The sequence below is a fragment of the Candidatus Albibeggiatoa sp. nov. BB20 genome (genome assembly GCA_016744725.1).
GTDB lineage: Bacteria > Pseudomonadota > Gammaproteobacteria > Beggiatoales > Beggiatoaceae > Albibeggiatoa.
In genome coordinates, this window is record JADGDW010000148.1 from 1 (window position 1) to 11,174 (window position 11,174).

The following is an 11,174-nucleotide window of genomic DNA, read 5'->3' on the forward strand; positions in this document are numbered from 1 at the left end:
GTATTCCATCTCTCATATTATAAGCCATTCTTGAGTTTAGGGAGATAAATCTGTTCGCCTGAAAGGCGAAGGTTTTAACCTTATACATGGAAATAAACATCTAAACTGTTTTAGAACCATCCTCTGACTAAAACCACTAAATAGCAAACGACACCACTTGTCTGCCCACATTAATTTGCGACGACGATCACGTCATCATCTAACAGGATGGCACAAGGCAGCATCAATAAAACTGATATACTCGTGCCTCATCTATTATTTTCTTGTCGTAAGTGGAAATCTTAAGCTTTGACTAGCAGATGTGAGGACTACATATTCTTAAAGAACGGGCAGTCCCAAAAATGAGGAAAGTGATAACAATGAATATGCTGTCACTACAATCCTCACTACATCAACCATTATTCTATAATCTGGATACCCGAATCTGTACCTAACATCAAAATATCAGCAGGACGTTGAGCAAATAAACCATTGGTAACAACACCTGCAATTTGATTTAACTGTTGTTCTAATTTAACAGGTTCAGCAATATTTAAGTTGTGTACATCTAAAATATGATTACCGTTGTCTGTCACAAAGTTCTCGCGCCAGATTGGTTTACCACCTAATTTAACCACTTCGCGAGCAACATAACTACGCGCCATAGGAATCACTTCGATCGGCAATGGAAATGCACCTAATACATCAACTAACTTGCTATCATCTGCAACACAAACAAATTTTTTGCTAACCGCCGCCACAATTTTCTCACGAGTCAACGCACCGCCGCCGCCTTTAACTAAATGTAAATATTTTGTTGCTTCGTCCGCACCATCAAAATAAATATCAATTTCACGCACGCCGTTTAAATCTAACACAGGAATATGATGTGATTTCAAACGGTCAGCACTGGCTTGAGAACTTGCGACTGTACCTTCAATCGTATGTTTAATAGCGGCTAAAGCATCAATAAAATGATTGGCGGTACTGCCTGTACCAATCCCAATAATCATGTCTGGTTCAACGTATTCTAATGCAGCCTTGGCAACTTGTTGTTTTTTCTCATCAGGTGTCAAAATAATCCCTCCTTGTTATTTGTGTTATGTTGCTTAATACACACATAGTTTAATCTATTATAGCTAGGCTCATCATTGAAAACATAAACCCAGTTATAATGTGATTTAATCTAGTGCTTGCTATCCATATTAAAGTTTTTTTAAATATTGAATAAACTGTAACAGATGATGTTCACTTGCACTTCAGCAGGATTACCCATTTTCTGAGGACAGCCTTAAAGTGGCAAACACACTTAACTAAGCGCGGATATGTTCGTAAATATTGATATAATCTTGGCCTGAATGATTCCATGAATGATCTTGATTCATCCCATTTGCCCGAAGCTGGCGAAAATAGCGCGGATATTTATACCACAAGCCAATAGCGCGATTTATCGCAGACTCTAAAGCCAAAGGAGTCACATCTGAAAAAACATAGCCATTTCGTTCTTCATACGGTTTGTCAGAATAATTAGCATCAAATACCGTATCCGCTAAGCCGCCTGTTTCGCGTACAATCGGCACAGTTCCATATTTCAAACTAATCATTTGAGTTAATCCGCAAGGCTCATAAATACTTGGAATTAAAAGCATATCTGCACCTGCATAAATCAAATGTGCGAGTTCTTCATCATAGCCAATTTCTAAATGACAATCAGGATGATCGTTTAATTCATGCTTCACATCCCAAAATTTGGCATTAATACTGTCTTCCGCCGCTGCACCGAGCAAAACAAATTGGGCTTGCTGAGACAAAGCATAGTAAATCGCATGTAAAATCAAATCCATGCCCTTCTGCTTATCCAAACGACTCACAACTGCAATCAATGGCTTAAAGTCATCTCTTAACATCAAACGTTGGCGCAAAGCTTGTTTATTTTTCACCTTATTCGGCAACGAATCCATATTGTAATGATGGGGGATAAATGGATCAATTTCTGGGTTCCAAATATCGTAATTAATCCCATTCAATACGCCACCTAATTTGCTGCTATTAGCTTGTAAAATACTCTGCAATCCCTGACCTTGTTCCGTGTGCTGGATTTCAAATGCGTAAGTAGGGGAAACCGTGGTGACAAAATTGGAGAAAATAATCCCACCTTTCATCAAATTCACTGCATCATGGTGATGTGGGTCTAACATTTTTTCAGCGGTCATTAATTTGGCGACATCTAAACCCGATTGTTGCAACACTTCTTTGCCCGTAATCCCTTGATGTCCCATATTATGCAAAGTAAAACAAGCTCGGGTATTACCCATGCCTAACTGGTGATAGACTTCATATAGCAACACAGGAATCAACGCAGTTTGCCAATCATGACAATGAATCACCTCAGGTTTTTTGTCTGATTTGAGCATAAATTCTAAGGCTGCACGCGAGAAAAATGCAAAACGGGCAACATCATCTTTATCCCCATAATATTTGCCACGATTGAAAAAATTATGTTCTGAATTTGATTCAATGAAGAAGCATTTAATATTATCTACAAATCCAAAATAGACATCACAATGAATCCATTGGTCATAAAAAGGTACCCATAAGTCTTCATAAACCTTAGTCAAGCCCCAAATATGGTCATAACGCATACAGTCATATTTAGGCAAAACCACTTCAACATTGTTGCCGCGAATCGCAAGTTCTTGCGCTAAACCTTGAACCACGTCACCTAATCCACCGACTTTAGCAACTGAAGCACATTCTGGTGAAACCATCATAGTAAACACAGTGCAATCTCCCTTTTATGAGGTTTTTTTAGTTGTTTTACGGGCTGTGGTTTTACGCCGCGTAGGTTTTGGAGGGATGGGTTTAGCTTCTTCTATCGTCGCTTTTACACTATCACCAGTTGATGTTGTAGTGGTTCGCGCTGTTGTTGTTCTAGGCTTCGCCGCTACGGGCTTTGTATCCGTATTCGATTCTGTTTTCACTGCTTTTGATTCAGATTTTTCAACAGGCTGAGATTCAACAATAGCACTGGGTTTTAGCGCAGGCTTGGAAACCGCACTGCTTGTTTTTGATCTGGCTGTTGTTTTAGATGTCGTTTTTGACAATGGCTTGGTCGCTGCTTTAGGCTTTGTTTGCGCTGATGATCTTTTCATCGCTGGTTTAGGTGTTGCCTCAACTTTTTCTATCGGTTTTGCTGACGGTTTTAAATCTGCTGTGGGTCTAATTGGTTGATGGAGTGATTTTGCTGCAAGCTTTGTTGAGTCCTTAACAGAAAATGGTTCAACTGCTGTAGCTTGAGTGGCAACGGCTGTTTTATTCTCAAGATGATTGCTGACTTTATGACTGGGTCTCAGCGGTTGATTTGACGATGATGCGCTTGGCTCAGTTTTTTTAGGTAAAACCAATGGTTGTGGTGTTGCAACGGGTTTTGCACTTTTAGCTCGAGTTGATGCAGTGGGTTTAAAATAAATGGTTTCTAATTCAGATAATTGTTGTTCTGAAACTTGTAAAAAATCAAATAATTTTTGAATCCATTCATCTCCCCAAAAAATAAAGCAACTGGATTGGCTGATTAAAATCTGTTGCCTAATCTGTGCTAGTTTAGTTTGATCTGTTTTAGATATTTGAATTTGGCTAAGTTTTTCATAACGCTGCCGAACATCACGCATTTTGACAATCGCCTTGCGTTGTGCATCAGAGCCACCCCAATCAGCTAAACCATAACCTGATGTTGAACCCATATTCCATGCACCCGCTTCAATATTGGCTCGCATTTCAGCAGGTTGCTGTTTTAGATATTCACCAATACTCACGGGTAATACGGGATATTCTCCATTCTCAGCATGTTCGACATACGGCGCAATAAAATGCCCAAAAAAGCCTTCTTCTTCCAATCGAAACCAACGTTTATTTTCTCCATTTGACCATGTGGAGAGTAAACGCGGTGCATCAGGCCTAGCAGAATGCCAGACTTGATGCTGGACTTCCTGTGCAAACCAAACGGGGTCTAAGCCTGTTTGCTGAGCACTAGAAATGTCTCGACTCATTGGAATCACTGTAATACGAGCATCTTGATATTGGGCAATATAAGGTTGAAAAATATCCACTGACTCATGTTCTGGCCGAATACTGCTCGCATCAATCAATACATATTCATAACCCGCTCTGACTAAAGCAGGAATCATTTGCATGGAAAACGCCATTTCAGGTGGCAAAAAACCACGGGGCGCACGCCCAAATAACTCAAGCATCAAATCCCGTTCTAGTTGCAATTGCGCTTCCCAATCCGCAGGGGCAATCAAAGGAAAAATCGGGTGATACATACCCATCCCCAATAATTCAATATTTTTAGCCAACCGGTAGCTTTCTAACATGGCAGGAATATCAATGTATTGGCGATATTGTTCAATAATTTTAGGCTGTTGTAATTGTTGCAGCAGTAAGCCAGAAAACGCGATATGAAAATGAGCAATATTTATATATTTGTGGGCAAAGCGTGTAATACGGTCATAACAGTGAATAATTTGCTCTGCTTCTTTGGGATTAGTCTCTATCAATAATTGTAGATTATTTGGTGGTTGGTGCAAATGTAGCGTAAGTGCATGAAAAATTTGCGGCATAATGCCCTCCGTCATGGTGGCAATTCTTGATTTATTTTGAAATCCATTTTAGCAGATTGTGCTAGGCGTTTTTCAGTCTAATATTAGCAAAATTTAATCTATTGATATCTTTAAAACTAAGAATGGTGCAGGTTAATATGACAGAAAAAGGTAACTTATTCAAAAAAGACTGGGGTTCATTTTTTACATGGCTGCTTATTTGTTCGTATTTTCAAACCAACTAAAGTTTAACATGATGCTAAAAACAGGTATTTAGATCGAATAGTTGGGCATGAGAATGGCTCTCAACTCATTAAATTGCCAAGATAATAATATCAAATACTTTGTAATAAGCGGCAGACAGGTTAGAATTCAGTATTGCTATTTTGCTGTACGGATTATATTGCAATCTGGCAATATTGAACCCATTAAACAGCTATCTATTCCTATCTTATAGGTGTCGACAGATTGAGTAATCTGCAAAATAATACGGTTATCGTCTTTTTCTTAATTAACTGCTTGGATTAAAAATCCTTGATTCCTGAGTCATAAGACCTGATATAACCATTTACAGACTCACTATTGTCCTAAACAACCCAATTTACAAGAGGAAAACCCGATGTCAGTCACTCAAGAAACCATTGATAAGTTTGTAGAATATATTAAATTGCAAGTGTTTGACGACCGATACATTGACCGCCAAGAAGAAAAGCGCATTTTGGAAGAAGGCATTAGAATGGGCATTGGTGTTGAAAAAGGACTGTCTATCATTCGTCAAGCTGCGAGTGAAAATGGTTATGGTTTAGAGCGTGAAATTGAAGAGCAGGCTAAGAAATTATTGGAACGCTTTGCAGCCGATGGCAAAGTTGATCGTAAGGAATTTGATGATGCGTTTGAAATGTTTAAGCAAGAAGCCCAAGGCAAGTTGAAAGATGATGAAATTAAACGCCGTTTAAAACAAATTATGCTAGATAATAGCTGGAAAGCAAAAGAAGGTGGTTTATTTGGGGCTAAGTGGTTTTCCGCAATTAACTAACGAGTGTTAGTTGTGGTGACACACGATGGCCTTGAGATGATATCAAAGAGGCCATTTTCAGTGATTTGACTAAAATAATTCACTCGTTAATCTTATCCAATAAAAAGCGCATTTCTGTTGGAGAATTCGTGTTTAACATACGTTTGATGATGATATGTAATTCACTCATATCTGTATTGTTAATGATCTGTTTGACCTCTAAAAAAGCCTCTGGATTAACACTAAATGAGCGCAAACCTAAGCCCAGCAATAAGCGTACATAACGGGTATCACTCGCCATTTCCCCGCACATGCTAATCGGCTTACCACTATCAGCAGTACCGTCAATACTCATTTTTATCAAACGCAAAATGGCAGGATGTAGCGGATCATATAAATAATTTACTGAATCATCACATCTGTCGATGGCTAAGGTGTATTGAATTAAGTCATTAGTACCAATCGATAAAAAATCTAAATAAGGCAAAAATAAATCTGTACATATAGCCATTGCGGGCACTTCAACCATTGCTCCCACAGGCATTGTCGGATCAAAATCAAACCCTTCCTGAGATAATTCTCGTCGTGTTTCCTCAACAATGTTTAAAACTTGGGTTAACTCTTGCAAACCAGACAACATTGGAATCATCATCCGCACATTGCCTTCAGCAGAGACTCGTAAAATAGCTCGCAACTGCTGTTTAAACAAACTCATATTTTTCAAACACAAACGAATAGCACGTAAACCCAATGCAGGATTAGCTATCCAAGGCCCAGAATGTTGGGGATTAGCTTGTTTATCAGCACCTAAATCCACCGTTCGGATCGTGACTTCACCTTGTTTTAAAGATTTAACTACTTTGAGATAAGCCGCATAATGTTCAGCCTCGTCGGGCGGATCGAGACGATTCATAAATAAAAATTCAGTACGATACAAACCGACTCCATCACTGCCTGCTTTTTTTACACTTGCGATATCTTCTGGGAATTCAATATTTGTATGTAATTTAATTTCTTGGCCATCAATAGAGATACAAGGGGCTTGTTTTAAACGTTTTAGTGCGGTGCGTCTTTGTTTATCTTGCTTTTGTTGATTCTGATAATATTCAATAGCGCGTTGATCTGGTGCAATAAGCATCACGCCATGTACGCCATCTAAAATCAAAGTGTCATCAGGCCTAACATAACGTCTCGCGCGGTGTAAGCCGACAATAGCCGGAATCCCCAAACTACGGGCTAAAATCGCAGTATGTGAAGTTGTACCACCATATTCAGTGACAAAACCTAAAATCCCTTGATGCTGCATTAAAATAGTATCTGCAGGCGTTAAATCATCTGCAACCACAATTGCATTAGACACATCTGAGCTACTAGGTAATTCGGTATGACCTCGTAAAATATGCTGGATTCGGGATACCACTTGCTCAACATCACGTTTGCGACTGCTGATATAAGGATCATCCATTTCATCAAATACTTTGACTAAATAATCACATTGTAATTTTAAAGCCCATTCCGCATTACATTGTTTTTCGCGAATAAAATTGATTGGTGCATCGACTAGTAGACTATCGTTTAACATTAAAAGATGGGTTTCAATAAAGGTGACGACATCTTCAGGTGCTGTTTTTGGAACATTTTGTTGAATTTTTTCCAATTGCAGACGTGCAATGACCAGCGCATTTTCAAATCGTGCAACTTCGTCATCTAAGCTTTGTTTTGATAGGGTGTATTCATTGACTTCAATTGTGTCATGGTCAATGATGTGGATTTTACCAATCGCAATCCCTTTAGAAACCCCAATACCTTGCAGGGTAAAGCTCACTCTTCTTCTCCAAAACCACTTTTAATAAGTTCAACAATTTTTTGAAATGCTTGTTCTTCATCATCGCCCGAAACAGAAAGTTCAACTTCAGAGCCTTTGCCTGCCGCGAGCAACATCACACCCATAATACTTTTGCCATTCACTTCACGTTGTTTGCGTTTTAAATGAATTTCGCTGCTAAAAGTCGAAGCGAGTTTGACTAATTTTGCAGCAGCACGGGCATGTAATCCTAATTTATTTACAATTGTAAGTGTTTCTTGTAACAAAGCTCTACCTCAAAACAATATCATACTTAATAAGGCATTACCTTAACCAATTTAATTAATATAAGCTACATAAAATTGAGCACATTAATCACAAATCTAAATATACCCATATTATATAAATGGGTTCTAAACTATAGTTTGAGAGTGCGAATGAGTACAGCAACTACCCCATTAGATTTTAACCCACTGTTTTGAAATGTTAAATATTCATCAAATGACAGGTCATATTTTAGTGATTAAGAAGCTTAATTTTTTACTGATAAGCTTTAAGTAATAGCTGATTTGAAGAAGGAATTATAGTGGTTTTTATAGAAGTGTTTAGGACTGTAACCGCTTCAATAATTGACTATATCTGTTTCATGAGAGCCTAGGATTATGTGTTATCGAAAACCTCATTTCCCATTGTTTGGCTCTCTGTTTAATCTATCTAAGCATGGTGTTTTATTTTCCATTTAGACCGATTGTTATTCTACGACTTCAAATAATTGGTTAAGGGTTTCCAATTTGTGTAAAGTGGCTGAACGACTGATATTAATTAACATCGCACCTGTTGGACTGGTATTATCAATGGTAGCAATACAACACACATTGCCATCTTCAACATCATCAAGTTCTACAATGTTTTGATTGCCCTCATGGTCAAGCAAGTGCAAATTAACATCACTCCCTGTGAAACGCGCAGTTTTGCCGATTTTGACCATGCCATAATCCCAGCAAAATAACCAAACATATTTCATATCATTAAGATGTTTAATTCTTAAGGTTTCTTGTTTTGAGCCAGTGGTATCACCAACCCCAGCATCTTTATCAAGCTGGATATAAGGAAATTGTTCTAACTGACCTAAATCACCGAAATAAACAATGCCTTGCTCATTCTCTTTAGTTTTATAAATAACGGCTAAATCAAAATCAGCGGCGGTACTCCAATTCATATTCACTGTTAAATCTTTCAATGAAATGAGGGTATCTTGACCTTTTTGTTTTAAATTCATGCTGCATTCCTCTTTATTATATTATCGGTAAAATAGTATCGAATCTGGCTTGATTTGGAAAGCAAAGAGCACAGTAAAATATGAAGGAGGTCGAATTTGCAAGCCCATCTTTTTCATTCCCTGCTGCATAATGATCGCTCTGTACTGATTTAACCTGGTCTATGCTTAATTTTTTTACGAGCAAGCTTGAGTTTAAGGCAGAAATAATTGTTAGCAAAGTCTAACTCTAGTTCTAAAAATAATAATCTGTTTAAAAACTGTATCCATGTACATATAGCATTAAAATGATAGATACCATACAATGAAAACAGTGGTGAAAATAGGGAGTGTATAACAATGCGTTATGGATGGTTATTTTTCTTATTACTATGTAGTCAATCAGTTGTAGCGTTAACTTGTGGTGAATCTTCTTATTTACAAAGCTTAATCCAAAAACAACAATATCAACAAGCGATTCAAGTTCTAGATCAATGTTTATCCGCATCAGGTCAAGAAGGAAAATCTGATAATCCACTATTTAACCAGTTGCGTGAAAAATTACTACATCAGTTTGATATTACTGAAGAACACATTTATCAAAATTTTCAAACCTTGTTCAAAATATATCCGCTGAAAACACTAAACATACAATGGTTAAAAGAGTTAGAACAGACTTATCCCTTTGTAAATTTAAAATTAGAGGCAGAACAATACTATTTTTACTATGACACAGGGCGTTTACAAGCACAAGGACGTGGGATTGCTCTGACCAATAAAGCCATTATATGGAAAAACATGCTAGGAATACCACAGCGAGTTGATTTTTCTAATATACAACAATTAGAATTAGTGCATGAGTATGGCTTATCTTTAACTGCTTGGAAATTAAGAATTAATCAGGCTAATGATATTCGCCTCTCTCAGTTGCCTAATGACACCTTGACTCCTTTTTTATCTGCCCTATTTTATTTTATTCAATCTCATACTGAACAAGATATTAAACTCACTATTTCCCCTACTATGTAATTTTTGTTTATGGACATCTCCAAATGACAAACTTTTCCCGAATGCAGCTACTCCGTGGCAAACAAAGTTCCGTTCGTCCACCTTGGACAAAGCCAGAAGCTGAGTTTATTGAAAATTGCAGTCGTTGTCATGCCTGTATTGAGCAATGCCCTGAACATATTATTGTGAAAGGAAGAGGTTCATTTCCTGAAATTGATTTTTCTAAAGGAGAGTGTACCTTTTGCGAACATTGCGTTGAGGCCTGTCCAACTTCTGCGATCAGCAAATCTGATCAGCAAATCCCGTGGTTACTTAAAATCCAAATCAATCAAGCCTGTTTAGCGCAACAAAATGTGGTGTGTATCACTTGTGGCGAATTTTGTGAATACAGTGCTATTCGTTTCCCAGCTAAATTAGGCGGTATTGCACATCCAGAAATTAACCTGAATCAATGTACAGGCTGTGGAGCATGTTTTGCTACTTGTCCAACTCAAGCTATCCAAATGCAATATTTAGAAAGCCCTGATTTAATTTAACTTACTTATTTTAAAAATATATTTTTCTTGTGATTTTTATATTGGTACAAGTCTATTTATTCCTACTGATTCGGACTGAAATTAAAAATTTGGCTTTGTTTAAATCTGATTGCCCTAGTGACTTTACAGCCAATATGTACAAGTATAAACTTTCATGTTAGCCTCGTTTGATGATGAATATTCAGTTCAGATAGGATAAGGTGACGAAAGCATGTAATAGGTTGATTTTAATAGATTAGGTTAGTATTTAAAAGCTATTTTTGTCACAAAGCAGTCAACGGATTTAAAACTTTAGCCTGTTCAAGCGAATATTGTGCGTAAATCATGGTCATCTTCATGTCGCTGTGCCCTAAGATTTCTTTTAACGCAAGAATATTTCCGCCGTTGGCAATAAAATAAGTTGCAAAAGTATGCCTCAATACGTGGCTGGCTTGATTATCTCTTACCTTAAAACTGCACTTTTTTAGAGTTCTTCTAAATATGTGGTAGCTTTTTCTAAACAATTGCTCAACAGAAATGTGACACAATAATTAATGAATTTTGATGGAAGTTTGAGATGAAAAGAATTGGGATTTTTTCTTGGCTATTTTTGGTTTTATCCCTTATATTGCTTTTTTCTGGCTCTGGGGTGTTTTTAGGCATTGCTTTATTATTTGTTGTACTAATGGCTATTGCTGTTAAATCTAAGCTGCGCAATAATTTAAAACGTTTTCCTGAAAAATGTAAAAAGTCTTAATGATATGTTTCATGATTCAGTAAAACCAAATTATGACTATAGAGCTAATTTAAATAAGCAAAAAAAACGCTATAAAAATTATGACCTAAACTCTCCTTTAACAAAAAATCGTTACTTTGCTCCAGAAAAAGAAAAGGTTATTAAGCCTACACCGCCTTTTCACCCTTCCACCCATGTTGTAGCTAAAGATAATGTTAAATTAACCTCTAAGCAAAAAGGGGATATGTTTGAACACTATGTGAT

The 11,174-nt window shown here is 37.2% G+C and carries 12 protein-coding genes; 5 read left to right on the forward strand and 7 right to left on the reverse strand.

The genetic code is table 11. The features are described from left to right. Positions 1-398: 398 nt before the first annotated feature. The 3 genes from rpiA to ABXH34_RS14725 all read right to left on the reverse strand — a co-directional run bounded on the left by rpiA (position 399) and on the right by ABXH34_RS14725 (position 4,598). Positions 399-1,055 (reverse strand): ribose-5-phosphate isomerase RpiA, encoded by a 657-nt coding sequence (gene rpiA, locus ABXH34_RS14715; RefSeq protein WP_353572644.1) that lies wholly within the window; start codon positions 1,053-1,055, stop codon positions 399-401. A gap of 237 nt (positions 1,056-1,292) precedes the next feature. Continuing rightward, positions 1,293-2,750, reverse strand: coding sequence for a glycogen synthase (locus ABXH34_RS14720; protein WP_353572655.1), 1,458 nt, complete (start codon positions 2,748-2,750; stop codon positions 1,293-1,295). A 24-nt stretch (positions 2,751-2,774) separates the two neighbouring features. Beyond that, the gene (locus ABXH34_RS14725; protein WP_353572645.1) at positions 2,775-4,598 is read right to left on the reverse strand and encodes a hypothetical protein; all 1,824 of its coding nucleotides are present in this window, start codon (positions 4,596-4,598) and stop codon (positions 2,775-2,777) included. Between the two features lie 598 nt (positions 4,599-5,196). On the opposite strand from ABXH34_RS14725, the gene ABXH34_RS14730 reads away from it, so the two are divergent. Beyond that, the gene (locus ABXH34_RS14730) at positions 5,197-5,613 is read left to right on the forward strand and encodes a hypothetical protein (RefSeq protein WP_353572646.1); all 417 of its coding nucleotides are present in this window, start codon (positions 5,197-5,199) and stop codon (positions 5,611-5,613) included. Between the two features lie 79 nt (positions 5,614-5,692). Here the strand turns inward: ABXH34_RS14730 and ptsP are convergent, their stop codons facing one another. The 3 genes from ptsP to ABXH34_RS14745 all read right to left on the reverse strand — a co-directional run bounded on the left by ptsP (position 5,693) and on the right by ABXH34_RS14745 (position 8,675). Then, entirely contained in the window at positions 5,693-7,417 is a 1,725-nt protein-coding gene (gene ptsP, locus ABXH34_RS14735) for a phosphoenolpyruvate--protein phosphotransferase (protein WP_353572647.1), read from the reverse strand. Beyond that, positions 7,414-7,683 (reverse strand): HPr family phosphocarrier protein, encoded by a 270-nt coding sequence (locus ABXH34_RS14740; RefSeq protein WP_353572648.1) that lies wholly within the window; start codon positions 7,681-7,683, stop codon positions 7,414-7,416. Before ABXH34_RS14740 ends, ptsP begins: the two co-directional genes overlap by 4 nt. A 464-nt stretch (positions 7,684-8,147) precedes the next feature. Further along, positions 8,148-8,675 (reverse strand): hypothetical protein, encoded by a 528-nt coding sequence (locus ABXH34_RS14745; RefSeq protein WP_353572649.1) that lies wholly within the window; start codon positions 8,673-8,675, stop codon positions 8,148-8,150. Between the two features lie 336 nt (positions 8,676-9,011). On the opposite strand from ABXH34_RS14745, the gene ABXH34_RS14750 reads away from it, so the two are divergent. Both ABXH34_RS14750 and napF read left to right on the forward strand, forming a co-directional pair. Continuing rightward, complete coding sequence (locus ABXH34_RS14750; protein WP_353572650.1) at positions 9,012-9,680, forward strand: hypothetical protein; 669 nt, start codon at positions 9,012-9,014, stop codon at positions 9,678-9,680. 23 nt (positions 9,681-9,703) lie between these two features. Further along, entirely contained in the window at positions 9,704-10,195 is a 492-nt protein-coding gene (gene napF / locus ABXH34_RS14755) for a ferredoxin-type protein NapF (protein WP_353572651.1), read from the forward strand. Positions 10,196-10,458: 263 nt separating this feature from the next. Here the strand turns inward: napF and ABXH34_RS14760 are convergent, their stop codons facing one another. Continuing rightward, positions 10,459-10,722, reverse strand: a complete 264-nt coding sequence (locus ABXH34_RS14760; protein WP_353572652.1) for a tyrosine-type recombinase/integrase — start codon at positions 10,720-10,722, stop codon at positions 10,459-10,461. 29 nt (positions 10,723-10,751) lie between these two features. On the opposite strand from ABXH34_RS14760, the gene ABXH34_RS14765 reads away from it, so the two are divergent. Together ABXH34_RS14765 and ABXH34_RS14770 are read left to right on the forward strand one after the other, a co-directional pair. After that, on the forward strand, positions 10,752-10,931 hold the full coding sequence (locus ABXH34_RS14765; RefSeq protein WP_353572653.1) for a hypothetical protein: 180 nt from the start codon (positions 10,752-10,754) through the stop codon (positions 10,929-10,931). A 4-nt stretch (positions 10,932-10,935) separates the two neighbouring features. Beyond that, a partial coding sequence (locus ABXH34_RS14770; protein WP_353572654.1) for a hypothetical protein occupies positions 10,936-11,174 on the forward strand: 239 nt, incomplete at its 3' end.

Coding starts and splice junctions, on each gene's coding strand:
- ABXH34_RS14730 (WP_353572646.1), top strand. CDS start 5,197: ATGTCAGTCACTCAAGAAACCATTGATAAGTTTGTAGAATATATTAAA.
- ABXH34_RS14720 (WP_353572655.1), bottom strand. CDS start 2,750: ATGATGGTTTCACCAGAATGTGCTTCAGTTGCTAAAGTCGGTGGATTA.
- napF (WP_353572651.1), top strand. CDS start 9,704: ATGACAAACTTTTCCCGAATGCAGCTACTCCGTGGCAAACAAAGTTCC.
- ABXH34_RS14745 (WP_353572649.1), bottom strand. CDS start 8,675: ATGAATTTAAAACAAAAAGGTCAAGATACCCTCATTTCATTGAAAGAT.
- ABXH34_RS14765 (WP_353572653.1), top strand. CDS start 10,752: ATGAAAAGAATTGGGATTTTTTCTTGGCTATTTTTGGTTTTATCCCTT.
- ABXH34_RS14750 (WP_353572650.1), top strand. CDS start 9,012: ATGCGTTATGGATGGTTATTTTTCTTATTACTATGTAGTCAATCAGTT.
- ABXH34_RS14725 (WP_353572645.1), bottom strand. CDS start 4,598: ATGCCGCAAATTTTTCATGCACTTACGCTACATTTGCACCAACCACCA.